We start from the raw sequence: 22,436 nt of genomic DNA on the forward strand, positions 1-22,436 counted from the left end.
CGCAAGTCTGACCGGCAGATTGCGAGGCTAAGGTCCATCGTACCCTAGCCCCCTCAGTTTGCACTTTAACTGCGGATGCTAGGGTTTTCGCGTTCTGTCTTCCTAACCCACACCTGGAGACAGAACCGATGTTTGAATATCTTGAAACAGAAGACAACGGCAACCCAGAGGCCAATCAAGGGACCGGGTCCCTGCCGCTTTCCTCAGGAATTGGCGGCCAAGGCAAAATGCCCCGGTCTCTGCCCCGCTCCATCAATCCCGCAAAAGTGCGCCACATGCTCTACGGCAGCCTGGCCGGAATAGACCGCACCATCAAAATCCTCCACGCCCTCGGCTACGCTGAGCCCAACGACTGGTCAGAGCCTATGCCCGTACCGTCGAGCGGAGTCGAGATATGGATGGCGATACTCACCAAGACCTTGCTGCTGGAGTGATCCGGCTCAGAACAGGGCTTGCTGCCCGCTAACTCACCGTGGGGAGCCTCAAATTGCTGCGAGGCTTCCCACGGCTACCAGGCCTATCTCAGTGATGGGGGATGCAGACAGTCAGGATTTAACAGGCTGGATAATCAAAGCCGGCGATCGAATATTCCGATTACCCATTCAACCGCCGTAGGGAAGATGTTTCGCAAGCACCTCAGACTATCAGCGAAAGCGAGGAGCAAATCGAGAAACCAGGGCACAAAACTTGATTACCGAACCCCGGTGTAAGCTGGGCCAGTCGATTCGCGTAAGCGGGTTTGGTCTTCACGATAAAAAGAGCTTAGGCTGCCGTAGGTTGGGTTAGCGTCAGCGTAACCCAACAAAACCGCTATTGGAGTTGGGGTTTTCCCCCTGGAGACGCTACGCGAACGCTGCGCTCAACACCAACCTACATCAGAACTTTTGTCAGTCAATCAGGATATAGCCATAGTTGCTTAGGTTAGGGCATCCAGAGACATTCGAAAGTTTTGAAGAGAAATGTCTTAACCGGGCTGGCTGCAGCTCTAACAGCCACTACTGGCGCAAGTGAACCTGAATATCGGTGATATACCCATTGAGATAAATCAGCAAAGCGTAAGCCAGAATTGCAATGCCCGCCATTTCCATAAACTCTTCGATTAGGATGAAGAGATATACATCGCTGGGCAAGAAGAAGCCCAGCATTTCTAAACCGATTGCCCCTCCAACGTAGATAGCGCCCGCAAGACAAAACAAATTGCGAATGTGCCCCGGCAAACTCCATAGAAACTTGGCATAAATGCCTGCCACCGCCAAGACAAAAAGGATGTAAGGAACTACCCAGAGAATACGACCTTCCTGCTCAGCCATCCCCAAAACGCCGCTTAAACCACTGGCAATTTCGTGAATTTGGCTAGCCTCATCAATCGAAAGCAGCAAAAAAATGGTCGAAAGTCCCCACCAGTGGCTGACATAGCCTTCCTTGAGAGATCTTTTCACCAGGGCAATAATCATCATTAAAAACGCGCAAAAAAGCAATAAAAGAGTTGAAAACCAGGTTGAAAAGCTGGTTTCATCGTCCAGGTCGGTAAGCCTCATCAGGGATTCTTTTAGAAAGAAATCACCAACTGACTGCCCTACAAAGTAATTCCATGCCCCTAAGCCAGTTAGGGTCAAAACAGCTATTCCAATAAACTGAAATATTTTTTTAGAATGTATATAAAAGTGCATATTACCCACCCGAAAAAACTGCAAAAATACTGTCAGGCTGGCCATCCTTTTGATTGCGGTATCCCACCTATCCCCACGGGAATCTGCCTGGATCGTCTCGTCAACTGAATCCAGACTGTGGAGGAACCGTATTTGGTTAAATAAGGTTTAACGTTAGGTTAAGCAAGATACTATCAGGATTTCGTGGTGGAGTAAACAGGGCTACGGCTTGCTGAAGAGAGCACTGCTTTACTGCTTTTGACTGGCTCTTGCTTTTGAGAAGAGATATGACGCGCCAGAGCAGGAGTCCCGATCGCAGCAGATACCCGCTAGCTGTAGCCAGTCTGGTTAAGACAGGTCTCCTATGAATGTTTGAATGTTCATAGGGTTTCTAGGCGTCCTAACCAACGTGACCATGGCTATATCGTCGGATTTCGACTTTATCCAATCAAGCGGCATGACAGAGTACCTCCGCCTAGGTGTCGACGAGCGGGCGAGGGACTTTAACGTATTCAGGCTCATCCCGTGATGCCTGAAGTCTGCTTGCTGCTTCGCTTTTTGGAGCAGATGGATAACCAAGCTTTTCAGGTCAAACTGCTGCAACCGCTTCAACCGCTGCCGAAAAAAGTTGCTGACGGGCACGAGGGCTGCCGTTAACTCCCAGCGCCCAGCTCTGTCACCCCCAGAGGCTTACATGCATCTCGGTGGGTAAAGCTAAGAAAGCGGCCTTTTCCGCGGAGAACTGGTTACTGAATCAAGTACGAGCCGGATCTTGCCCATCATCCATCGGCGGGTTCTCGCCAAAAGGTCAGGTTCTCGCCAATCGGCTGCAACGTTGTGCCGGGGTAGTAAAACTGGAGAATGCGCGGGTAGCCCCAGCCCAAATCGCCCAGCCGGTACGACCCGGTTTGGCTCAGGCCCACCCCGTGGCCCCAGCCGCCGCCCACAAAGCGATAGCCCGTGAGCTGTGCTGCTGTTGGTGGGGGAGCTTCACCAGCGGCAGGAGTCGATTCACCCGTGGCGGCGGGGGCCGCAGGGGCCTGATACATAGGCTCCAGGTAGAACAGCAGGCTGCGGGGGGGGGTGAGCACGCGCACAATTTCGTCTTTTTTGAGCTGCACCACGCCCAGGTCGGTGTCGATGTCGATCGCCTGCACCCGGCCCGAGTTGGCCCGATCGCTCACCCGGAGCGATCGCACCTCAGTCAGCCCCGCCATCGGATGCTGGCGCTTGCTCAGATAGCCTTTGAGATCCTGCGCAATCTCGGCCAGGGTGCCTTCGTTGTTCCAGCGAAACAGCCGCCAGGTGTCTTCGTTAAAGCCCTTGTCGATAGCGATGAATCGCCGGATGCTCTCCTCGGAGCTAAGCGGGTACTGGTTGATATCCCACAGGCCGTAGACCGAATCGACTACGGGTTTGAGGTAGGGGCGATCGGGGCCATCCCACACGTCACTAAAGGCGGCGGTGACCCCGCCCGTGGTAGAGGAATAGAGGGCATCGACCAGTTCGTTATTGTAGGTGAGCACCTGGCCCTGGGTGGCGGCGATCGCCTGGTCGGCCACCGGCACCGTGTCGCTGAGGCCCCGGTAAACCTGGCACTGGGTATCGGCGCAGAGCTGGTAGTCATCGATCGCAAAGCGGCGCAGGTTGCGCAGGGCATAGGTGCGGGCCAGCACCGTCTGGGCCTGAATGGCGGGCACCGGGGCGCTGGGGCCAATTTCGTGGGGCACCACGCCGCGCAGGTAGGTTTCGATTGGCACGCTGTTGACCAGGGTGTAGGTGCCGTAGGTGTTGGGCTGGGCCCGCAGGGTGCCGCCGTAGACGCGGGTGACGGGCGGGTCGCCGGGCTGCGTTACCTTTACTCGCCCGCCGCTGGCGCGAATGTCGAGGCTGTCGCGCTGGTAGCGGTAGCCGTTGGCCTCAAAGTAGAGCTTGGGTACTTGGCCCACCACCCGGCTGTCGAGAACGACCTCACTAAAGCCCTGGGCCTGCAAGGTCTTGACCAGCAGGCGGCGCACCAGGGGAGAGTCGTAGGTGGAGCGCTTGGCCCACACCTCCCAACTGTCGGGCTGGGCAATTTCGGCCTCAATGCCCCGCTGCCGCCACTGCTGGGCGCTGTACTCGGCGGTTTCAAAGCTGCGCTGGTTGCTCAGCACCACACGTTCGGCCAGGGTGGCCTCGGGCAGAGGCTCCGGCACCAGGCCCAGCACCACGCGGCTGGTGGTAACGGTCTGGGGTTGGCCCTGGGTGTCAAAACTGAGGGTCAGCGGTTCTCCGGGCAGCGCTTCGAGGGTGATGCGGTCCTGAATGTTTTCGCCAAAGCGCTGCACAATGCCCACCTGAATGACCGGGTTTTGGGCGGCGGGGGCGGGTTCTACTAGCCAGAGGCTGAGCGCGATCGCAACCCCTACCATTACCCCCCACAGCTGCCGCGATCGCCGGTTGCCCAGGGATCGAAGCTGAAATCGGGGCGGGGAAAGCGTAGCCATAGTGCTCTAACAAGTAGGGTGCCGCCCGCCGCTTGTGCAGGCGGGCCAGAGCAATTCTAGCGGCTTCAGACCGTAAGGGTGGGAATTTTGCCTGGGTCTATACCCCTGGCATCACCCCCCCCATGCGCGAGATTACCCGAATTCAAGCGGCGCTGCGCCCCCATCTGCCCTGGCATGGAGCCCGCCTAACCTCTGTGGCCCTCTTTTTGTGCCTTCTAAGGAAGCACAACCTCAACTATGCGAGCGATCGCACTGTTTCAACCGATTTAGTAAGCCGTCAATGACCGCAATATTCAACCAGGGGTGCGATGGGTTTTAATCTGGCCAGTCGACTCAATTTTGCTGCCGATGATGGCAGGGTAGAAGATGTGCGCACTGGCCTTAGTCTTTCCACCCTGGAGCGAGACTGGCTGGATAACTTATTTTTTATCCAGGGAGTTTTCCCTGAAATTGCTACCCAGCAAGATCTGTATCTGGCGCTGGCCTACACCGTGCGCGATCGCCTGTTGCACTGCTGGATTAACACCCTGGAAACCTACTTAAAGCAGAAGGAGACTAAGATTGTTTGCTACCTCTCCGCCGAATTTTTGCCGGGGCCGCAGCTGGGCAACAACCTGCTAAACCTGGGGCTTTACGACGCCGTACGGCAGATGGTAGAAACAGCCGGTTTAGACGTTGAGGCCATGCTTCAGGAGGAGCATGAGCCGGGCCTGGGCACCCGCGAGCAGGATAGCGTCATCGGCCCCAGGGCCATGCAGCCGGGAGATGTGGTGCTGCTCAGCGGCGATGTGGGCCGTCACGGCATCGCGATATTGTCGGCCCGAGAGGGGTTCGCGTTTGAGACCACCATCGAGAGCGATTCGGCCCCGCTGGCGATCGCTGCGCTCGACCTGTGCCATCGGGTTCCCGTCCACTGTCTGCGCGACCTCACCCGAGGTGGTCTGGCCAGCGCCCTCAACGGGCTGGTTCTGGCCACCAATCTGGCTATTCACCTAGACCTGGAGACAATTGCCGTGCAGCCAGAGGTGCAGGTCGCCCGCCACTGGCGGCAGCCAGAGATAGCGCACCGTCATTTCGTTTTTGGTCAGGGTGCCGGTTTTGTCGGTGCAAATCACGTTGACGGCGCTCAGGGTTTCCACCGCTGAGAGCCGCCGCACCAGGGCATTGTGCCGCACCATGCGCTTGACGCCGATCGCCAGCGAGAGCGGCACCGTGGGCAGCAGCCCTTCGGGCACCAGGGCGACGATGATGCCGATCGCAAAAATGAAGCTCTCTTTGACCTCCATGCCCACCAGCAGAGACGTCAGCGCAAAAATCAGGACTCCCATGGTCAGGGCGATCGCCGTAATCACCCGGACAATATGGCTGACCTGCACCTCTAAGGTGCTGGGCTCCCGCTTCACCTCGGTGGTGAGGTGGGCCACCTGGCCAAATTCCGTATGGGTACCCGTGGCATAGACCACGGCCGTTCCTCGACCCGAAGCTACTGTTTCTCCAGCCAGTACCAGATTGCTGATCTCCGCCGGGTTTACTTTCTCGTGCTGGGGGGTTTCACCTGGGCGCACCAACGGCTTGCCGCCCCGCACGGACAGAGCTTCCCGCTGGCGCACCGGGTGGGGGGTACGGGCGACGGGCAAAGATTCTCCCGTCAGTACGGACACATCCAGGTACAAGCTCTCTGCGCTAACTAAACGGGCATCGGCGGAGACGCGATCGCCCTCCTCCAGCTGCACCACATCTCCCCGCACCAGCTCCCGCGCCGGAATCTGCGTCAATGTGCCGTCTCGATAGACCTGCACCTGGCTCGGCAGTACATTCTTCAACGCCGCCAGCGCCTGCTCGGCCCGAAACTCTTGCCAGAAGCTAAAGACTGCGTTGATCCAGATCACCGCCCAAATCGCCCAGCCCAGGGCTGCCGTGTGGGAGATGAAGGCCAAAATGCCCGCTACCCACAGCAGCAGGGCCATAAAGTGGGTGAGCTGATCGGTAAAGCGTAGCCACAGGGGCCGCCGGGGTGGTTCGGGCAGCTCGTTTGCCCCAAATCGCTGGAAACGCTCCCGGGCTTCAAACGCCTCTAGACTCTGAGGGTTTGTGCCAAAGCGGGATAGACCGCCTCAATCGGCAGGGTCCAGATCGGGCTGTGGGTGGAAACCATTGCTAGGCCCCCTTGAAGTGCGGGAAGCGAATCGTTGTCAGTGTTCGTGGCTTCGCCTGGGAGCCTGAAATGCTAGGCAAAGTACCGAACCTCGCACCTACAAATCATCGGGCTTTTTAATCGCGGAGGCGCTCATGCTTAATATTTATTGTTGGGCGATTGCTGAAACTGCCCTACTCAGCAGATTCCAACTCCTTATACCAAATCCGAATCCCATAATCCCGATTCCAAAAAGGTAGAACCGTAGGGTGCATTCGCGGCTACACCCTCACCTGGCAGCGCCCTGATGGCTTTGATTAGCCGCAATGCACCACTAGGGAATCGGGGGTAGCTGATCAGAATTTGGTATTAGAAGTCGTTCACAAATAAGTTACCGATTTTGGGTTGACTTAACCGGGTAATTTTGCAAGTCTGGCATTGCATAATTGAAAGATAAATTTAGGACTTTTCAAACATCCTTTTAAATACGGGGGACTAGATCGCCGGTAAAGCTATTGGCACCCAGTTGGCTGGGCGGGCTTACGGTGCTGGCCGCCGCTGGGGCCGAGCTTAACGTTGAGCAACTGCTGCCCAACTGCTCCCTGGAGGAGCGCGATCGCCCCTTGCCCGGCCTTTCCCCGCTGGCGGCGATGGCGCTAAACTCACCCCCAGCAGTTTGTTTGGGGAAACTGGCTCGGCCAAAATTACCGTTTCCACCTTCGGCGCAGTCTATCGTCAGGGCTTGCCCCAGCCTTGGTCAGTGGCCGTGGCCCCTGTTCTGGGCGCAGCAGCCATCGCTATATTGCTGTAGCCGGTCTGGTTAAGGCATTTCCCTCAAAGCGTTCAACCGTCCGAACGGCTCTGGAGAATTTAACCTAAGGGCCTATGGCTACCATTAAAATTATTTAACCGCCTGGGATAATTTTAAGCTCAGGCTTGGGCAGTTAAGATATTCTGACTACAAAAATAGATCGCTCATTTTCAGAGCGATCTACTGTGGTTTTAGCGATAGGTAAACATTGCGAGTAGGTGACCAATCAAATTTGGGGTGGGTCAGCGATCGCGTAACCCACCGCAGTTTGTATTGGATGGCGTCTTCCTACAACGAGGTTAGTGGTGGCTACCGCTGTTGAGCGGTCTGTTGGGGTTCAGAGGGTTGATCGCCCACTCGGCCACAGAGAGGTGCTGAGGCTTGGTTTGAACCGACTGGCTGACGGGATAAATGCCGGTGTTTTGAGGCTTTTCACCCGGCGTTTGGGCTTCTCTAGCGGGCATTTCTCCCCGCACACCGTGGCTGCCCATGGAGGCCTGGGCAGAGCTGGCCAAACCGACGACAGGTATCAGTAATGTGGCGGCGGTGAGACCGCCCAACAAGTACCGTTTAACAGCAGACTTTTGAGTTTTCATAGGAGAAATATCCCTTTCGTTCAATGGTTTTACTGTAGGAGTGGTGTGTGTCAGTTCTGCCGCAATGCTGTGGCAATTCTGTCTGTGTTCTAATTTACAAAAATGCTGCTAAGTTAGCATTTAGACATAAATAGACCTTAATTAATGGAGAGGGTTACTTATTGTGAAAAACCGCTTGATTGGAGGGGCGATCGCCCTGGGGCTGCCCCTGGTCAGCCTGGCCCTGGCCGGGCCTGCGACCGCCGCCGCGCTGGCCCAGGCGACCCCCCAGCAGGCCGACTTGCAGCGGCAGCGGGCCGCCCTGCTCTACAACCAGGGAAACCTGATCGCCGCCGCCGCCCTGCTAGAGCCTGCCCTGGCCACCTACGAGGGCGGCGGCGACTCCAGCTCGATTCAGCAAACGGCGGCCTTCCTGGGGCTGGTCTACGGCGAGCTGGGCAACCGGGCCGAGGCAGGCCGCGATTTGGCTATGGCCCTCGACTACTACCAGCAGCAGATCGCCGCCCTGGCGGCGGGGTTCAATCGCTTTGCCCAGGCCCAGGCCTACGTCAATGCCGGTCGGGTGGCCCAGCGGCAGGGCGCCGCGCCCCTGGCCCAGGACTATCTGACCAAAGGCCTGGACCTGGCTGAGCAAGTGGGAAATCCGGGCTTAATTCGGCAGGCCCAAGACCTTTTGGCTGCCCCCCGGTCCCCCGGCTGAGGCGGGTCGAAACCCTTCGCCCGATCAGTCTGCGGAGGCCGCGATCGCCGCCTGGCGAAATTCAGCCAGGGCGGCATTGATCGCCTGGGGATATTCGGCCATGACCAAATGCCCGGCCTGGGGCAGGTGCAGATGGCGGCCCGGCGAAAAATGCTGGGCCAGCGACTCTCCCATGGCGCAGGTAAACATGGGGTCCTGACCACCGCTGACCACCAGGGCCGGGTAGTTTAAATGCCAGGGGCGATCGCGGCGGGCAAAAAAGTTGTAGCCCCAAAAGATTTTCAGGGCGTCGTAGGGGTGGGCGTGCACGGGAACCGGGCTTTCGACCACAAAGCGATCGATGGTGGGGTGGGTGTGCTCGCTGGAGGCCTGGGCGGCAAGGCGCTGCGCCCAGGGCAGCCGAAACAGGTGGCGGCCGCCCCAGGCCAGGCTCTGCATCAGGGGAACCTCCCACCAGGGGTCGAGGTCGTGGGTGCCGCCCGCCACCAGCACCAGCCCGGTCACAGGGTGGCGCTGGCACCATTCCAGGGCGATGGGCACGCCGTAGCTGTGGGCAAAGAGAATCGGGCGATGGATTTGAAAATGGCGCAGCAGCCGGGTCAGGTCGCGGCCATGCCGCCCAATTGAGTAGCGGCGATAGGGGCTGGAGGCGCCGTGGCCCGCTAGGTCGTAGGCGATCGCGCCCCACCCCTGCCCCACCGCAAACTCGTACTGCGACCTGAGATTAAATCGATTGCCCAGACCGCCGTGGAGAAACACCACCGCCGGGGCCGCCCCCGCCCAGTGGCAGACCTGAAGCTGCACCCCAAGCCGCACCCGCAGCGGTTCCCCCGTCAATAAATCGGTTTCTGGCACCGTCTAAGCCGTCAAGCGCATCGAAGGACTGATTTGCACTACCTCCATCCTGCCAGATTAACCGGGTATCTGAGTCATCTGAGCTATAGCTGTAGCCAGTCTGGTTCAGACCTGATTGACTGACAATAGTTCTGATGTAGGTTGGTGTTGAGCGAAGCGTTCGCGCAGCGTCTCCAGCGGGGAAAACCCAACACCAGTAACGGTTTTGTTGGGCTACGCTGGCGCTTCACCCAACCTACGGCAGGCTAAGGGTTTCAAGGGTTTTGTCAGTCAACCAGGGTATTTGCTACCTTGCGTTCGACGATGTTTCAGTCTTTGGCAGGGTCATCTCTTAAGTCAGCCGCGCCGGAAATGTTTTTGCCCACTTTCGAGGCGCTGGGCGATACCTTTAGGTCACTGTGGCGCGGGTGGGCGGCGCGAACTTTTGGTCTCATGGGGAAATTTTGTTTTTGAACCGCTGCGGATGCTTGCATCGAGTAGGATTTGTCAGTATTCTGCCCAAGCCCGCCTGCCGTCTCAGAGCGAAGTGAACCCAACGTGCCAGACTCTGCCGAATTTGCCGCCGTTTCCCCCACCGCCTACGCCGATGCCCAACTGGCCCGCAGCCAGTTTATGGATCTGGGCCTGCGCGCTCTGTGGTCGCCCATGCCCCGCATCGCTGGGGCGGCCTACACCGTCAGCTGTCCCCCCGGCGACAACCTGATGCTCCACGCCGCCATTTACCGGGCCGCGCCGGGGGCGGTAATTGTGGTGCAGGCGGGGGATGTGGACTACGCCATGGCGGGTGGCAATGTGTGCGCGATCGCCCAGCAGCGGGGCATTGCCGGGTTTGTGGTCGATGGCGCAATTCGCGACATTGCCGAAGTGCGGGCGGCGCAGTTTCCGGTGTTCGCTCGGGGGCTGGTGCCGGTGCCGGGGCGCAAACAGCAGCTGGGCACGCTGAACCAGCCAATCACCTGCGGTGGCGTGAATGTCTACCCCGGCGATATGGTGGTGGCCGATGAGGAGGGCATCGCGGTGATTCCCGCCGCCGACCAGGAGGCGCTGTGGGAGATGGCCAAGCAGCGCAGCGATCGCGACGAAGCCCAGTCTCTGGCCGATTGGCAGGTCAGCCACCAGGCCAAAGTGGAGCAGGCGCTGCAATCGCTGGGGTTTGAGGAAGGCGGGCTATGAAAGTAGAGGTCTTTCCCCTGGCCCAGAGCGGCCCCGACGACCTCAGCGGTCTAATAAACCTGATCGAAACCGGGCGGCTCGACCCCAAAACAATTGTTGCCATTTTGGGCAAAACCGAGGGCAACGGCTGCGTCAACGACTTTACGCGGGGGTTTGCCGTGGCCACGCTCCAGGCCTACCTGCGGCCTCTGATTGGCGATGCCGCCACTGAGCAGATTGTGTTTGTCATGTCCGGCGGTACCGAGGGGGTGCTCAGCCCCCACATGACAGTGTTTACCCGCCAGAGCGAGGGCTTAACCGGGCCGACCCAGCCGGGGCTGGCCCTGGGGGTGTGCCACACCCGCGACTTTGCCGTGGAGGAAATTGGCACCCTGACCATGGTGCAGGTGGTGGCCGAGGGGGTAAAAGGGGCGATCGCCGCCGCTGGCCTGGCTTGTGAAGATGTCCACTTTGTGCAGATCAAATGCCCGCTGATCACCGCCTCCCGCCAGGGGAGGGGGGCAATTACCCAGGACAGCTACAAATCGATGGCTTACTCGCGCGGGGCCTCGGCCCTTGGGGTGGCCCTGGCCCTGGGAGAAATTCAGCCCGCAGAGCTGAGGGCTGAAGATATTTGCGCCAATTACGACCTCTACTCCACCGTGGCCTCAACCTCCGCCGGGGTGGAGCTGCGAAACTGCGAAATTCTGGTGCTGGGCAACGCCGCCGAGTCCCACAGCGACTGCTGCATTGGCCACAGCGTCATGGCCCACGCCCTGGATGCGGGGGCGATTCACCGGGCGATCGCCAGCGCCCAGGGGGCGGGCGGCGGCGATCGCATTGTCAACATCTTTGCCAAGGCCGAGGCCGACCCCACGGGCCGGGTGCTGGGCCACCGCCACACCATGCTCGACGACTCCGACATTAGCCACACCCGCATGGCCCGCGCCGTGGTCGGCGCGGTGATTGCCGCCACGGTGCAAAATCCCATGGTCTACGTGTCGGGCGGCAGCGAGCACCAGGGGCCACCGGGCGGCGGGCCGATCGCGGTGATTTGCAAACGCGGTTAACGCGAAATAAGAGACTATGGCCGAATGTCACTGACGTAAGCCCTATCAAGCTACCAGCTTAGCTTTCAGGACTGAGCGGGGTTCCTGCATTCTCGGGAACGGTTTGGGACGACGTTTGACGACTCGGGGTTCTGAACGGTTGGGGCGAAAGGGAACAATCAGCTCTTGCACAGCGCTTAACAAGGCCTGGTAGCCTCGCTGTTGCTGGGATGGAGCGAGATGGAGAAACTCGGGTCGGAAGTGATTAAATTGTTGCCGAGTGCCCTGAAGGGAGAGCCGTAACGCGTCGACCTCAGAGTCGGCAGTCGCCTCCCACATGAGGGTTCGCAGCAGATTGTAGGTCAACAGATGAACCCAAATGCTTTTGGTCACCATAGCGGGCGTTTTGGCGGCAATCATCTCCATAGCTAAGGTGGTCTTGAGATGCCTGAGATTGACTTCGGTGGCCTGCCAGCGGAGGTGATAGAGTTCGGCCAATTTAGCTTTGCGATACCGCTTGGCGTCCATCAGGGTGGTCACCACTACGATGTTGGTCGGTCGAAACCCAGGCGTCTGAATGGAGAGAAAGACTTCGCGTACCTCAATCGACTCGGGTAAGGCTTCAAACTCCTCAGGCGAGAGGGCGTCGGGGCATTGCTTGGGGCGTTGCCACCGGACAATGTGGTCGCCAATCCCAAGCTTTTTGCCACGCCTGAAATCGCAGCGGCGCTGATGGTGCTTGCGAAAAACGGCATCGGCTCCCGTCAGCGCGACCCAGGCCAGATCCACATAGGTGCCATAGGCCGAATCGGCCACCACCACATCCTCTGGGCGCAGGGTCTGGTAAAGTTGGCGGGCTAAGCGCCACTCACTCACCCGAAAAGGAGCCATCGCTACCTCCAAGACCGCTCCCGTAGTCACGCAAAACCACACCTGAAGCTTCAACAGCGGAAAGCCACAGCCCGTCTTCTGATTGCTGTGTTGGGGATACGCCGCTTGATTGGCCTTGGTATCACTCATCAAGACCGTCGTGGCATCAAAGGCCTTGACTCGGCGACCACACCACCGTTGTTCCGGGGATACTTTCCGTTGTAACGCCCTCGTCACTCGCTTTAGTAGGGGTGGGAAAATGGACTCGCTCAGGCGCTTACGCGCTTTACTGTACCCCCCGGTATCGGCTGACGGCGGCTCTAAGCCCGCCAGGCTCATCCAGGCCACCACCCGCTTGACCGCATGGCTGAGACTGCCATCGACATCAAGAACTTGGGAGATCCAACTCCACAGCACTACCATTGGGGTGTAGAGCACTTGGCGATAGGCGATGCCTTGTTCGTCCACTACAGCCTGGACTTCGGCTTCCGGTAGAACCTTGGCAAAGGGTAGACCGATACTGTTTTGGTATTTCTCCTTGAGGACATCCGCACGATTCGGCATCATAGAGACATGGTTTTGGGTTTCGACGCTTCGATCTTTACAGATCAAGCGCTTGAAGCCTTTTCTGCTCTCTTATGTCAGTGCCATTCGACTATGGCCCAGGTTTTCCTGCGTCCCTAGGACGCCGCAGAGCGCGCTTGGGCTGGGGAGAACGCCACCTGGCTGACATCCACCGCGTGGGTGCCGTCTACCCGGCTGGCGGTGGCGACGATGGTGTCCAGGGTGTAGCGATCGCGCACCTGTCCGGCAAAGACAATCGTGGTGCCTTTTTGCACCAGCGAGAGCGGCGCAACGCCCGCCAGATGTGGCTGCTGGTCGAGGGCCTGGGCCACCCGCTTGGCCAGGCCGCAGGGGTCGTACTCCCCCTCCAGCCCCATGCAGGCCGGCGCCAGGGGGGTATCGCGCACGCTGGCGTCTTCCCGTCGGGCGCGATCGTAGGTATCGGTCAGCCCCGGCCCCATGCGGCTCATGGCGTCCGGTTCCGTAGCGGGACTGTCTTCACAATGCTGAAAGTCGATGGCGTCGTACCAACCCATAGCGCTAAACCCAATCACAACACGGTAAGCGGAGCTGAAAAGCGGCCTGGCGACCCCTGGCGATCGCTGGCTAAAACCCTCTACACCCCGGCAGGAATGCCGTAGCGGTAGACCGCCGCCGCTGGAGCCTGGGTGGGCATGGCCTCGGCAGCGAGCAGATACACGTCGCCCCCCTGCAAAAACGTCTGCACCGCCGCCAGATCGAGGAGATCCTGGTCGTCGGGCTGGGGCTGGGCATGGTGGTCTACCTGCCCAGAGTCTGGGTCAAACTGGCCCCAGCAGTGGGCGTTGGCCTGGGTAAACAGCACATCGACCTGGCCGCGAAAAGCGGCGGGCAGCAGCTGCGACAGGCGATCGCTGGCTTTGCCCGTGCCCTTGACATTGTTGTAGGTGCTGAGCGCGGCCTGGTGAGCCTGCTCCACCAGGGGAGCTACCTGCTCCCAGGCGGCGGCGCGCAGGTCGTCGGGCTGGGCCTGGTCGGGGTTGCCCGACACGCCTTCGGCCAGCAGATGGGGGTAGCTGTTGACCTGGTGGTACAGGGGCTGGAGATAGTCGACCGAGGCAATCACCAGGGGAGCATGCTCATCTTTGAGGTAGGCGTGAAGTCCCTTTTCAACCTTGGCCAGAAAGCGGAGCAGGTTGAAGTTTTCGTCGTCACTGCCGCCCCCCTGGCCGTGGTAGGTAGGGGCGCTGCCCTGCCCGCCGCCGCTGTGGTACTGCAACTGCTCTTCGGGATCGTCGTACTTGAGCGCTTCCGCCAGGCTGGTGGGCGTGTCGCTGAGGGAAATTTCGCTGATGCGGTAGCGGGTGGCCTGGAAAAATCGCACCTGATTTTGGCTCAGAGCCAGCAGGTAGAAGTAGCGATCGCCAAAAAACAGCGGCAGCAGCGGCTTGAGGTGAAAGCGATCGCCCACCACCACCAGCGACTCAAACTCTAGGGGCAGCCGGTACACCCGCAGGCGATCGGGGGTAAAGAACAGAGCCAGCCCCTGACTTTGATACCGCCAAAAACGGTCATTTTCTAGCAGGGCAAAACCAGGCTTGAGCACCTGCTCTACCCGCTGCTGGTCCAGGCCCAGCTGCAGCAGTTTGTCATTTGCCTCAGAGAGCAAATTCTTGAGGCGAATGGGGTCTTGCTGAACCTCTGGGCCAGCCACATGGGTCGGCATATAAATAGAAACTGAGCAGTCGCTCGCAGACTGACTCAGCTGTTTAAATTCTGATTGAGATAGTAATTGCATGGACTCTTTGGCTTGCTTCTGCCTAAAGCCTACCGAAGCGGTCAAGGTTCGCCTTCTGTCGATTGGGCTGTTTGTTTACACCACAGGATAGAGTCGCCGTTTTAGGTAAGCCCCTAAACTCATAACGTGAGAGCCAATTGAAGCGATGCGCTAGCTGAGAAAACCTACGGGGAAACCGACCGTGCCTGAGAATATATCTGTGTTACTGTCCACTCTGGTTGCTGGCGCTCTGTCCTACTTCTCGGTAGTGGTGCTGCTCAGACTGTCGGGCAAGCGCACTCTTTCGAAATGGAATGCCTTTGACTTTGTTGTCACCGTTGCTTTTGGCTCAATTTTGGCCACGATGGTGCTGTCTAAGCAGACGTCTTTGCTGCAAGGGGTAGTGGGGTTCGGCACCTTAGTGGCGCTACAGTTTGCCCTGACCTGGCTATCGGTGCGATCGCCCGTGGTTCGGCGCTGGATTAAGGCCCAGCCCCGGCTCCTGGTATGGGAGGGCAAGTTTCAGGCCGAGGCCCTCACCAAGGAGCGCGTTACCCAGGGCGAGGTGCGGGCTGCCCTCAGGTCAAAGGGCATAGCCGCCCTGGAGGATGTCAAGGCAGTGGTGCTAGAAACCGACGGCGGCTTTAGCGTCATTCAGTCCATCAACGCCAAGTCAGATTCAGCCCTGGTAGATGTTTTGGGCTACGCCGATGTGTGGTCAAATCCGTAAAATCAGCGCCTCTCCCAGAGCTAAATAATTAGAGCCAAACGATGGGGGGCAAACGGCCATTTGCCTGCACCCAGGTTCATGCTTCAAGTCAGCGGCGCCTCTGCCTGCATCTGTTTACACCATAGGGTAGAGTCGCTGTCTTCCCAGAGACTTTAAGCTGTCCCCAGGTGCCGATTTGCTCAGGCATACTCGACCTTTGGTTTCCTTATCCACAGCGCCAAGAATCACCAGTTAAGATTGCCCGCCTGGGGGCTGTGCCTCTGGGTGTGTTTCTAGGTCTGAACTCAGGCTGGATATAGCGGTCTATTTTGTGCTGCTCAGGGCTTTCTTCTACGGTTCAGGCGCTGCTGAAGGGGCGATCGCCCCAGGAACTCCATACCTCTGATCCCGCTGCAGGAAGACCCAGACCCATGCCTCGACCCTTAACCAGCTCCACACCCAGCCCAGGGACTAAAGCGTGGTGGCGCGTTCCGGTAATCAACCGGCGCAACTGGCAGTGGGAAGACGCCAACCAGGCCACCCAGGACGGCGAATGGTGGCAAAACGCCATCATCTATCAGATCGCTCCCTGGAGCTTTCTCGACACCAACGGCGACGGCAAGGGAGATCTGCGCGGCATCATAGAGCGCCTCGACTACATCGCCAGCCTGGGGGTAGACGCGCTCTGGCTCACCCCCATCTACCAATCGCCGATGAAGGACCTGGGCTATGACATCACCGATATGCGCGCGATCGGTGAGGGCTTTGGCACCATGGCCGATTTTCAGCGCCTCATGGACGTGGCCCACGCCATGAAGCTCAAGGTCATTGTCGATCAGGTGTGGAACCACACCTCCGACCAGCACCCCTGGTTTCAGGAAAGCCGCTCCAGCCGCGACAACCCCAGGGCCGACTGGTACGTTTGGGCCGACCCCAAACCCGACGGCTCGCCCCCCAACAACTGGCTCTCGGCCTTTACCGGCGGCTGCGCCTGGAAATGGGAACCCAAGCGCGAGCAGTTTTACCTGTTCAGCTTTCTCGATATTCAGCCCGACCTGAACTGGCACAACGACCAGGTGCTGGCGGCCATTTTAGACCGGGCTAAATTCTGGCTCGATTTGGGGGTTGACGGGCTGCGGGTGGATGCGGCCAACTTCTTTCTCCACGACGAGCAGCTGCGCGACAACCCGCCCCGTCCCAGCGATGCGCCCCTGCCAGACGGGGTGCCCCCCCGCAACCCCCTCAGCAGCCAGATCCTGAAGTACAGCTTTAGCCGCCCCGAGACCCTGGATCGGATCAAGCCGATTCGCGACCTGGTCGATCGCTACCCCGGCGTGGTCACCCTGGGCGAGGTGACCCTCTGTGAGGATTCGATCGCGCTGGCCAGCCAGTACACCCAGGGCACGGACCGCCTGCATTTGGCCTACCACGGCGGGCTGTTGGTCGATCGGCCCATGACCGCAGACCTGATGGCAGGCCTGCTGCAAAAGGTGGTGGACTGCTTTGGTGACGGCGGCACCTGCTGGATTGTGGGCAACCACGACTACGGTCGGCTGCGCTGCCGCTGGACCGGCAAAGACATCCACGGCAACCCCTACCCCGACGAGTTTTTTGCCATGATGGCGGCGCTGCTGCTGTCGCTGCCGGGGGCGTTTTGCCTGTGGCAGGGCGATGAGCTGGGGCTGCCGGTGGCGGATATTCCCGGAGACATTTCCCCCGATCAGATTAAAGACCCCTTTGGCAAAGCCCTCTACCCCGACGTGGTGGGCCGCGACGGGTCGCGCACCCCCATGCCCTGGACATCGGAGGCCCCCAACGGGGGATTTACCACGGCGGCTAAACCCTGGCTGCCCATCCCTGAAAACCACTTGGCCAAATCGGTCCATGCCCAGCACCAGGACGGTCAGTCGCTGCTGAATACCTGGCGACGGCTGATGCACTGGCGCAAGGCCCAGCCCGCCCTGGAGGCTGGACGGCTAAAGCACCTGGAAACCCAAAATACCGTGCTGGCCTTTAGCCGCTACTACAGCGAGCACCACCTGCTCTGCGTCTTTAACATGGGCGATGAGCCCAGCCACTACGACCTGGCTCAGCACCAGCCCTGCGAGGCCGTAATCGATCTGGGGTTCGATGTCAGCCTGGACGGTAGTCAGGTGGTGCTGCCGCCCTACGGGGTCTTTTTTGCCCACATCCAATCTACCCCCGATTAAAGTACGGGCTGCGCGATCGCATCGCCGCTCATCGTCCCAGGGTTCTGTGCTGGAATGCTCAAGCGGAGCTAAGGCACCAGGTAGGGTAGATCCTGCATCGATGCGCTAGGCTCACCTATCTCTACCCGCCGAATCTTCCCTGGGGTAGATCTGAGCGCTGTTCTCATCTTTTAATATGCAGCCAAGACTGTCGCCAGAGGTAGTCTGCTGGCTATTTGCCGGCTATTGATTGTATTTGCCAGACATTTGCACAGCAGCCGACGGGTAGGTTGGGACATTTCAAGACTTTTCATGACTGTTACCCCAGACCAAACTCTGGCTCAATCCCAGGATTGCAGCCCCGCTCTGGAGTCTGAGATGACGACCCGGCCCATCTACGGCGACCCCGACTACAGGGGCAGCGGCAAACTTCAAGGCAATGTCGCGCCGATCATAGGCAGCAGCATTGGCCGCTCGGTGGCGGTCTACTGCGCCGAAGAGGGGGCTGATGTGGCGATCGCATACTTGGATGCCTACTACATGGCCGGGCAGGTGCTGCATTCCAACGGCGGTGTCGTAAATGAAGGTTATTAATCCTATGAACAGCATTCCACATCTGCCGGGGCTAGACAGCACGGTTGCGCTGCTGCTCGATGGGTACGAGTTCATCGGCAAGCGCTGCGATCGCCTCCAGAGCGACATCTTTCAAACCCGCCTGCTGCTGGAGAAAACGATCTGCATGCGGGGCAAGGCGGCGGCGGAAGTCTTTTACGACACCGGTAAGTTTTCTCGCCAGAAGGCCGCCCCGGCGCGGGCCAAAAAAACCTTGCTCGGCGAGGGCGGGGTGCAGGGGCTCGACGGCGATGCCCACCGCCAGCGCAAGCAGATCTTCATGGCGCTGATGACCCCGGAGCACATCGATCAGCTAGCGGAGCGGGTCCACCAGTACTGCCTCGACTACGCCCAGTGGTGGCAGCGGATGGATCGGGTGGTGCTTTTCGATGCGATCGAAGAGATTCTCTGCCGCGCCGTCTGCGACTGGTCCGGGGTGCCGCTGGGCGAAGCGGAAGTTCAGCAGCGCACCCGTCACCTATCGCAGATGATTGCAGGCTCGGGGCGGGTTGGCCCGACGCACTGGCAGGCCCGCCGCGCGCGCCAGCAGGCCGAGGCCTGGATCGAGGGGCTGCTAGGGCAGGTGCGCAGCGGTGCCCGTGAGGTTCCAGAAGGCACCGCCATGCATTCCTTTGCCTGGCATCGAAGTCCTGCGGGCAATCTGCTCGACAGCCACGATGCCGCCGTCGATGTGCTCAACGTGCTGCGGCCCACCGTGGCGATTGGCCGCTACATTGTTTTTGCGGCCCTGGCCCTGCACCAGCATCCCCAATGCCGCCTGGAGCTACAGCAGGGCGATTCAAACTACGTCCACTGGTTTACCCAGGAGGTGCGTCGGTTTTACCCCTTCTTTCCCTTTGCCGCCGCCTGCACCCGCCACGACTTTGAGTGGAACGGCTACCACTTTCCGGCGGGGGTCAAGGTGTTGCTCGACCTGTACGGCACCAACCACCACCCCGATCTGTGGGACCAGCCCGAGGAATTTCGCCCCGATCGCTTTCGGGACTGGCAGGAAAATGCCTACGACTTTATTCCCCAGGGGGGCGGTGACTATCAAAATAACCACCGCTGCGCTGGGGAATGGCTGACCATTCGCGTTATGGAGCGAGTTCTGGCCTTTTTGGTCGGTGAAATCGACTACCGGGTTCCGCCTCAAAATTTAGATTTCAGTCTGTCAACCCTGCCGCCCGCGCCCAAAAGCCGCTTTTTAATCGACAGCGTCCGGGTCAAAGTGCCGCTCGATTCCAGATCTTCTGTTGAGAGCCAGGGCTAAATTTTTGGGTCTGGAAAACCAGCTTTTAGTGCTGTTCTGGAGAGAAAAATGCATCGCAGGATAGATTGATGCGATCGCCCCCAGGCCTAGACTATAGGTGTGACTTGAATCAGAAAAAGGATAGCTTTATGAGCACTAAAGATAGAGCCGAAGCCACCGCCAAAAACCTAGAGGGCAAAGCCCAGGAAGCGATCGGTGAGGTAACCGGAGACCCTGCCGACAAGGCCGAGGGCAGAGCTAAGCAAAGCGAGGCCGAAGCCAAGCACGCCAAAGAAGATTTAAAAGACAAGGCCAAAGAGATTATCGACTAATCTCTCTAGAACTTAAGGTCACAGGAGGACGATTTAGTTGTCCTCTTTTTTTGGGCGCCAGATCTGGTTTAGTCGGCCTGGGTTGGCGCTCAATTGTTTGCCCGCTGCCCCCATCGTCAAACCCATCGACAGTCCTATGAATCCCGAAGCTTTTATGCAGCTGGCCATTGAAGAAGCCCGCAAAAGCAAGACGCCCTTTGGCGCAGTCATTGTTAAAGATAAGCAGGTGGTAGAGCGTTCTGGCAATACGGTGCACACTGACAACGACCCCACCTGCCACGCGGAGGTCAATGCGATTCGGCGCCTGACCCAGCGCCTGGGGGAAGCTGCCCCCGACGAGAAATACACCCTTTACTCGACCTGCGAACCCTGCGCCATGTGTGCCGCCACCTGCTTTTGGGCCAGCATTAGCGACATTGTCTATGGAGTCGGCGTTGACGATTTTGCCGACAGCAACCCCAATATGATCGCGATTCGCTGCGAAGATGTCTTCAAACAATCGCCTGGGTCGTATTCCATAAAAACGGGTTTGCTGCGGGATGAATGCAGGCAGCTGCACGAGGAGTTTCCGCTCTAGGTTTTGGCATGGGCAAAGGGTTTTTCAGAACCACAGATGTAGCGGCGGTGTGAGCGTTTACTAGCGAGCAGATGGGTTGCCAAATTCATCTACGGAAATTGTTTTTAAGATCAGGAGACTGCTATGGAACTTGGAATTAAAGGTAAGGTTGCCCTAATTACGGGCGGCGACTCTGGTATGGGGCGGGCAACGGCTCAGCTCTTGGCCAGTGAGGGCGTCAAAATTGCGCTGCTAGACAAGACAACCGATAAGCTGCAAAGCACGTTAGACGACATCAAATCGGTGGGCGAAGCCTTCGCCGTCCAGGCCGATCTGCGAAATTTGAGCGAGGTGGAAAACGCCCGCGACGAGATTGTAAATCGGTACGGCACCGTGGATATTTTGGTCAACTGTGCTGGCATTACAGGGGCAACGGGGGACTTTTTTGAAATTAGCGATCGCGCCTGGCACGAAGCCCTGGAGGTCGACCTGATGGGGGCGGTGCGGGTTTGCCGCACCTTTGTGCCCCTGATGCAGCAGTCCGGCTGGGGGCGGGTGGTGCTGGTCACCTCGGAGGATGCGGTGCAGCCCTACACCGATGAAATGCCCTACTGCGCCGCCAAGGCCGGGCTGCTGAATTTTACCAAAAACCTGTCTAAGGCCTGTGCCAAGGACGGCGTGCTGGTCAATTCGGTATCTCCCGCCTTTATCGCCACCCCCATGACCGACGCCATGATGGAAAAGCGCGCCGACAAGCTGGGCGTTAGCTTTGATCAGGCGATCGCGACCTTTTTGAAGGAAAAGCGGCCCCACCTGGAGCTACAGCGGCGCGGCAAGGCCGAAGAGGTCGCTGCCGTGATCGCATTCCTGTGCTCCCAGCTGTCGAGCTTTGTGGTGGGATCCAACTACCGGGTCGATGGTGGGTCGGTGGCCAGCATCAGCCTGTAGGCTGTATCGACCGTTTGCGGGGTGGGGGTTTGGGGCGATCGCCACCCCCCCGCCCTGTGAAACCGGGACAGTTTTCTACGCAATTGCGATCGCTCAACTCTGCCCCATGGCCTTTTCCCATGACCTTTTCTAAACCAGAAAACCGCACGTTTATCGATCAGGGCACCGGAGCGCCGACCCTGGTGTTTTTGCACTACTTTAGCGGGGCAGCGGCCAGCTGGCGGTGGGTAATCGAGGGGCTGCGGCCCGAGTTTCGCTGTGTGGCGATCGACCTGCCAGGGTTTGGCCACCAAACGCCCCTGCCCGAACCCTCCCTGGCGGCCTACAGCACCTTTGTGCAAGAGGCCCTGGCGGCCCTGGACATCGAGCAGTACATCCTGATTGGCCACTCCATGGGGGCCAAAATTGCGCTGCAGACGGCGATCGACGCTGGCCCCCAGGCCACCCTGGCGGTGGTGCTGATGGCCCCGTCTCCGCCCACCCAGGAGCCTATGCCCGAGCAGGAACGGCAGCGGCTGCTGCACGACGACTACACCAATGCTGACACCGCCGCCACCACGGTGGACGGTGCCATTCAGCGATCGCTGGACCCAGAGCAGCGGGCCACGGCCCTGGAAACCCACGGCCAGGCTGAGCCGTCCGCCTGGCGCTGGTGGCTGCTAGAGGGCATGCACCACTCCATTGCCGACCAGCTTCCCCAGCTGGTCAGTCCGGTGGCCGTACCCGTGGTCGTCATCGCCTCTGAAGATGACCCGGTGATTCCCCTGGAAACGGTTCAGGGGGAGGTGCTGGCGCTGCTTCCCCAGGCGCAGCTGGTGCAGCTCAGGGGCCTGGGCCACCTGCTGCCGCTGGAAGATCCCGGCGCGATGACTGAGATCCTTCGGCAAATTGCTTACGCGACTCCGGCGGCAGCGGCATAGGATTGGTCAAGACATGTATCCTATGAGCGTTCAATCATTTGAACGCTCATAGGGTTTCTGGATGTCCTATCTAACTTGACTGCGGCTATACCTAACTTAACTGCGCATCCTGAATTCAACAGAAAACCTTATGCTGCGGTCTTGTTGGGTTAGCGTTAGCGAAACCCAACAAAGCTGTTACCAGTATTGGGTTATGCTTCGCTCAACGCCAACCTACATCAGAACTTTTGTCAGCCAATCAGGGCTATACCTAGCTGCGCGTCCTGATTCAAAAGATTGTCTGGGTGTGCCTG

Annotated in this window: 21 protein-coding genes and 2 pseudogenes; 15 read left to right on the top strand and 8 right to left on the bottom strand. The window is 59.1% G+C overall.

The window, feature by feature from the left end; all coding sequences use genetic code 11:
* Nucleotides 1-128 precede the first annotated feature (128 nt).
* Nucleotides 129-434, top strand: a complete 306-nt coding sequence (locus LEPTO7104_RS0125030; protein ID WP_017301332.1) for a hypothetical protein — start codon at nt 129-131, stop codon at nt 432-434.
* Nucleotides 435-995: 561 nt separating this feature from the next.
* Here the strand turns inward: LEPTO7104_RS0125030 and LEPTO7104_RS35255 are convergent.
* On the bottom strand, nt 996-1,715 hold the full coding sequence (locus LEPTO7104_RS35255) for a hypothetical protein (RefSeq protein ID WP_017301333.1): 720 nt from the start codon (nt 1,713-1,715) through the stop codon (nt 996-998).
* 459 nt (nt 1,716-2,174) lie between these two features.
* On the opposite strand from LEPTO7104_RS35255, the gene LEPTO7104_RS42510 reads away from it, so the two are divergent.
* The gene (locus tag LEPTO7104_RS42510) at nt 2,175-2,306 is read left to right on the top strand and encodes a hypothetical protein (RefSeq protein WP_264308743.1); all 132 of its coding nucleotides are present in this window, start codon (nt 2,175-2,177) and stop codon (nt 2,304-2,306) included.
* A gap of 122 nt (nt 2,307-2,428) precedes the next feature.
* Here the strand turns inward: LEPTO7104_RS42510 and LEPTO7104_RS0125050 are convergent, their stop codons facing one another.
* Nucleotides 2,429-4,138, bottom strand: a complete 1,710-nt coding sequence (locus LEPTO7104_RS0125050) for a SpoIID/LytB domain-containing protein (protein WP_017301336.1) — start codon at nt 4,136-4,138, stop codon at nt 2,429-2,431.
* Nucleotides 4,139-4,446: 308 nt separating this feature from the next.
* Here LEPTO7104_RS0125050 and LEPTO7104_RS43760 point away from each other — a divergent pair.
* Together LEPTO7104_RS43760 and LEPTO7104_RS42990 are read left to right on the top strand one after the other, a co-directional pair.
* A pseudogene (locus LEPTO7104_RS43760) lies at nt 4,447-4,854 on the top strand (hypothetical protein); the annotation flags it as partial.
* A 36-nt stretch (nt 4,855-4,890) separates the two neighbouring features.
* Nucleotides 4,891-5,283, top strand: coding sequence for an AIR synthase-related protein (locus LEPTO7104_RS42990; protein WP_225887105.1), 393 nt, complete (start codon nt 4,891-4,893; stop codon nt 5,281-5,283).
* On the opposite strand, the pseudogene LEPTO7104_RS35260 reads toward LEPTO7104_RS42990, so the two are convergent.
* Together LEPTO7104_RS35260 and LEPTO7104_RS40405 are read right to left on the bottom strand one after the other, a co-directional pair.
* A pseudogene (locus LEPTO7104_RS35260) lies at nt 5,185-6,293 on the bottom strand (HAD-IC family P-type ATPase); the annotation flags it as partial. The gene LEPTO7104_RS42990 and the pseudogene LEPTO7104_RS35260 sit on opposite strands and share 99 nt — an antisense overlap.
* Before the next feature lie 1,089 nt (nt 6,294-7,382).
* Nucleotides 7,383-7,679: a hypothetical protein gene (locus tag LEPTO7104_RS40405; protein WP_155523770.1), complete on the bottom strand. Its 297-nt coding sequence runs from the start codon at nt 7,677-7,679 to the stop codon at nt 7,383-7,385.
* A 163-nt stretch (nt 7,680-7,842) separates the two neighbouring features.
* On the opposite strand from LEPTO7104_RS40405, the gene LEPTO7104_RS0125070 reads away from it, so the two are divergent.
* A complete protein-coding gene (locus LEPTO7104_RS0125070) occupies nt 7,843-8,379 on the top strand; it encodes a hypothetical protein (RefSeq protein ID WP_017301340.1) in 537 nt (178 codons plus the stop codon).
* Between the two features lie 24 nt (nt 8,380-8,403).
* Here the strand turns inward: LEPTO7104_RS0125070 and LEPTO7104_RS0125075 are convergent, their stop codons facing one another.
* The gene (locus LEPTO7104_RS0125075) at nt 8,404-9,234 is read right to left on the bottom strand and encodes an alpha/beta fold hydrolase (RefSeq protein ID WP_017301341.1); all 831 of its coding nucleotides are present in this window, start codon (nt 9,232-9,234) and stop codon (nt 8,404-8,406) included.
* A gap of 537 nt (nt 9,235-9,771) precedes the next feature.
* Here LEPTO7104_RS0125075 and LEPTO7104_RS0125080 point away from each other — a divergent pair.
* The gene (locus tag LEPTO7104_RS0125080; protein WP_017301342.1) at nt 9,772-10,407 is read left to right on the top strand and encodes an RraA family protein; all 636 of its coding nucleotides are present in this window, start codon (nt 9,772-9,774) and stop codon (nt 10,405-10,407) included.
* Complete coding sequence (gene atzD, locus LEPTO7104_RS0125085; RefSeq protein ID WP_017301343.1) at nt 10,404-11,456, top strand: cyanuric acid amidohydrolase; 1,053 nt, start codon at nt 10,404-10,406, stop codon at nt 11,454-11,456. Before LEPTO7104_RS0125080 ends, atzD begins: the two co-directional genes overlap by 4 nt.
* Nucleotides 11,457-11,501: 45 nt before the next feature.
* Here atzD and LEPTO7104_RS0125090 read toward each other — a convergent pair whose 3' ends face one another.
* The 3 genes from LEPTO7104_RS0125090 to LEPTO7104_RS0125100 form a co-directional block, all read right to left on the bottom strand.
* Nucleotides 11,502-12,872, bottom strand: a complete 1,371-nt coding sequence (locus tag LEPTO7104_RS0125090) for an IS4 family transposase (RefSeq protein WP_083886984.1) — start codon at nt 12,870-12,872, stop codon at nt 11,502-11,504.
* A 113-nt stretch (nt 12,873-12,985) separates the two neighbouring features.
* Nucleotides 12,986-13,405 carry a hypothetical protein gene (locus LEPTO7104_RS35265; protein WP_017301344.1) on the bottom strand — a complete coding sequence of 140 codons (420 nt, stop codon included), beginning with the start codon at nt 13,403-13,405 and terminating at the stop codon, nt 12,986-12,988.
* An 80-nt stretch (nt 13,406-13,485) separates the two neighbouring features.
* Complete coding sequence (locus LEPTO7104_RS0125100; protein ID WP_017301345.1) at nt 13,486-14,574, bottom strand: baeRF7 domain-containing protein; 1,089 nt, start codon at nt 14,572-14,574, stop codon at nt 13,486-13,488.
* Between the two features lie 271 nt (nt 14,575-14,845).
* On the opposite strand from LEPTO7104_RS0125100, the gene LEPTO7104_RS0125105 reads away from it, so the two are divergent.
* From LEPTO7104_RS0125105 to LEPTO7104_RS0125140, 8 genes are all read left to right on the top strand, one after another.
* Nucleotides 14,846-15,355 (top strand): DUF421 domain-containing protein, encoded by a 510-nt coding sequence (locus LEPTO7104_RS0125105; protein WP_225887041.1) that lies wholly within the window; start codon nt 14,846-14,848, stop codon nt 15,353-15,355.
* 410 nt (nt 15,356-15,765) lie between these two features.
* Entirely contained in the window at nt 15,766-17,544 is a 1,779-nt protein-coding gene (locus LEPTO7104_RS0125110; RefSeq protein ID WP_017301347.1) for an alpha-glucosidase, read from the top strand.
* Between the two features lie 291 nt (nt 17,545-17,835).
* Nucleotides 17,836-18,117, top strand: coding sequence for a Rossmann-fold NAD(P)-binding domain-containing protein (locus LEPTO7104_RS0125115; RefSeq protein ID WP_017301348.1), 282 nt, complete (start codon nt 17,836-17,838; stop codon nt 18,115-18,117).
* A gap of 4 nt (nt 18,118-18,121) precedes the next feature.
* A complete protein-coding gene (locus LEPTO7104_RS35270; RefSeq protein ID WP_017301349.1) occupies nt 18,122-19,408 on the top strand; it encodes a cytochrome P450 in 1,287 nt (428 codons plus the stop codon).
* A gap of 128 nt (nt 19,409-19,536) precedes the next feature.
* The gene (locus LEPTO7104_RS0125125) at nt 19,537-19,719 is read left to right on the top strand and encodes a CsbD family protein (RefSeq protein ID WP_026073069.1); all 183 of its coding nucleotides are present in this window, start codon (nt 19,537-19,539) and stop codon (nt 19,717-19,719) included.
* A 97-nt stretch (nt 19,720-19,816) separates the two neighbouring features.
* Nucleotides 19,817-20,296 carry a nucleoside deaminase gene (locus tag LEPTO7104_RS0125130; RefSeq protein ID WP_225887042.1) on the top strand — a complete coding sequence of 160 codons (480 nt, stop codon included), beginning with the start codon at nt 19,817-19,819 and terminating at the stop codon, nt 20,294-20,296.
* Nucleotides 20,297-20,419: 123 nt separating this feature from the next.
* On the top strand, nt 20,420-21,223 hold the full coding sequence (locus LEPTO7104_RS0125135) for an SDR family NAD(P)-dependent oxidoreductase (RefSeq protein ID WP_017301352.1): 804 nt from the start codon (nt 20,420-20,422) through the stop codon (nt 21,221-21,223).
* Nucleotides 21,224-21,342: 119 nt separating this feature from the next.
* On the top strand, nt 21,343-22,143 hold the full coding sequence (locus tag LEPTO7104_RS0125140) for an alpha/beta fold hydrolase (protein WP_017301353.1): 801 nt from the start codon (nt 21,343-21,345) through the stop codon (nt 22,141-22,143).
* Nucleotides 22,144-22,436 lie beyond the last annotated feature (293 nt).

The organism is Nodosilinea nodulosa PCC 7104, from assembly GCF_000309385.1.
GTDB classification, from domain to species: domain Bacteria; phylum Cyanobacteriota; class Cyanobacteriia; order Phormidesmidales; family Phormidesmidaceae; genus Nodosilinea; species Nodosilinea nodulosa.

Coding starts and splice junctions, on each gene's coding strand:
- LEPTO7104_RS0125100 (WP_017301345.1), bottom strand. CDS start 14,574: ATGCCGACCCATGTGGCTGGCCCAGAGGTTCAGCAAGACCCCATTCGC.
- atzD (WP_017301343.1), top strand. CDS start 10,404: ATGAAAGTAGAGGTCTTTCCCCTGGCCCAGAGCGGCCCCGACGACCTC.
- LEPTO7104_RS40405 (WP_155523770.1), bottom strand. CDS start 7,679: ATGAAAACTCAAAAGTCTGCTGTTAAACGGTACTTGTTGGGCGGTCTC.
- LEPTO7104_RS0125140 (WP_017301353.1), top strand. CDS start 21,343: ATGACCTTTTCTAAACCAGAAAACCGCACGTTTATCGATCAGGGCACC.
- LEPTO7104_RS0125090 (WP_083886984.1), bottom strand. CDS start 12,872: ATGATGCCGAATCGTGCGGATGTCCTCAAGGAGAAATACCAAAACAGT.
- LEPTO7104_RS35265 (WP_017301344.1), bottom strand. CDS start 13,405: ATGGGTTGGTACGACGCCATCGACTTTCAGCATTGTGAAGACAGTCCC.
- LEPTO7104_RS42990 (WP_225887105.1), top strand. CDS start 4,891: ATGCAGCCGGGAGATGTGGTGCTGCTCAGCGGCGATGTGGGCCGTCAC.
- LEPTO7104_RS0125115 (WP_017301348.1), top strand. CDS start 17,836: ATGACTGTTACCCCAGACCAAACTCTGGCTCAATCCCAGGATTGCAGC.
- LEPTO7104_RS0125135 (WP_017301352.1), top strand. CDS start 20,420: ATGGAACTTGGAATTAAAGGTAAGGTTGCCCTAATTACGGGCGGCGAC.
- LEPTO7104_RS0125050 (WP_017301336.1), bottom strand. CDS start 4,138: ATGGCTACGCTTTCCCCGCCCCGATTTCAGCTTCGATCCCTGGGCAAC.
- LEPTO7104_RS35255 (WP_017301333.1), bottom strand. CDS start 1,715: ATGGCCAGCCTGACAGTATTTTTGCAGTTTTTTCGGGTGGGTAATATG.
- LEPTO7104_RS0125030 (WP_017301332.1), top strand. CDS start 129: ATGTTTGAATATCTTGAAACAGAAGACAACGGCAACCCAGAGGCCAAT.
- LEPTO7104_RS35270 (WP_017301349.1), top strand. CDS start 18,122: ATGAACAGCATTCCACATCTGCCGGGGCTAGACAGCACGGTTGCGCTG.
- LEPTO7104_RS0125125 (WP_026073069.1), top strand. CDS start 19,537: ATGAGCACTAAAGATAGAGCCGAAGCCACCGCCAAAAACCTAGAGGGC.
- LEPTO7104_RS0125110 (WP_017301347.1), top strand. CDS start 15,766: ATGCCTCGACCCTTAACCAGCTCCACACCCAGCCCAGGGACTAAAGCG.